Source organism: Amycolatopsis sp. NPDC058278 (assembly GCF_042881395.1).
In the GTDB taxonomy this organism is placed as follows: domain Bacteria; phylum Actinomycetota; class Actinomycetes; order Mycobacteriales; family Pseudonocardiaceae; genus Amycolatopsis.
Map to the genome: position 1 here is coordinate 1 of NZ_JBHVXZ010000285.1, position 1,140 is coordinate 1,140.

Here is a 1,140-nt window from a genome sequence, read left to right on the forward strand (position 1 = left end):
GCTAGTGTCCTGCGCCTGAAGTCCGCTATCTATTTGTAGGATGCGGTGATGGCGGGTCGTGGACGGTCCAAGGTTGAGCTGGTTCTCAGCGATGATGAGCGTGCGACGTTGCTGCGGTGGGAGCGGCGAGCGAAGTCGGCACAAGCTTTGGCGTTGCGGTGCCGGATCGTGCTGGCCTGCGCGGAAGGCTTCTCCAACACCGAGGTCGCGGAGCAGCTCGGGATCCATCGGATGACGGTGGGTAAGTGGCGTTCCCGGTTCGTGGCGCAGCGGTTGGACGGGCTGGTCGACGAGGATCGGCCGGGCCGGCCACCGTCGATCACCCTGGAGAAGGTCGAGGACGTGATCGTGGCAACCCTGGAGCAGGCGCCCCGCAACGCCACGCACTGGTCGCGCGCGTCGATGGCCGAACGGTCCGGATTGTCGCGCTCGACGATAGGACGGATCTGGCAGGACTTCGGGCTCAAGCCTCACCTGGCCGATACCTTCAAACTGTCCACGGATCCGTTGTTTGTGGACAAGGTCGTCGATGTGGTCGGGCTCTATCACCACCCGCCGGAGCGGGCGGTGGTGTTGTGCACCGACGAGAAGAGCCAGGTTCAAGCCCTGGACCGGTCCCAGCCGGTGCTGCCGATGATGCCAGGCATGCCCGAGCGGCGCAGCCACGACTATGTCCGTCACGGCATCACCACTCTGTTCGCGGCGTTCAACACCGCCGATGGCACCGTGATCAGTGAACTGCACCGCCGTCACCGGGCTGCCGAGTTCAAGAAGTTTCTCACCACGATCGACAAGACCGTGCCCGAGGGGCTGGACATCCATCTGATCTGCGACAACTACGGAACCCACAAAACTCCGGCGATCAAGGCATGGCTGGCTAAACACCCCCGGGTGCATATGCATTTCACTCCGACCGGATCCAGCTGGATCAACCAGGTTGAGCGGTGGTTCGCGTTCCTCACCGATCAGCTGATCCGCCGCGGCGTCCACAGAAGCGTTGCCGCACTGGAGAAGGACATCCGCGAGTGGATCAAGGACTGGAACGACAACCCCCGGCCGTTCGTGTGGCGCAAGACTGCTGAGGAGATCATCGACTCGCTCGCACGATATTGCCAACGAATTTCAGGCGCAGGACACTAG

Annotated in this window: 1 protein-coding gene; it reads left to right on the forward strand. The window is 62.8% G+C overall.

The genetic code is table 11. From position 1 onward, the window contains the following. The first annotated feature begins 48 nt into the window (after positions 1–48). Positions 49–1,140 carry an IS630 family transposase gene (locus ACFVYA_RS50000; protein WP_387055720.1) on the forward strand — a complete coding sequence of 364 codons (1,092 nt, stop codon included), beginning with the start codon at positions 49–51 and terminating at the stop codon, positions 1,138–1,140.

Bases quoted from the DNA above. Each gene is read 5' to 3' on its own strand.
- ACFVYA_RS50000 (WP_387055720.1), top strand. From the start codon at position 49: ATGGCGGGTCGTGGACGGTCCAAGGTTGAGCTGGTTCTCAGCGATGAT.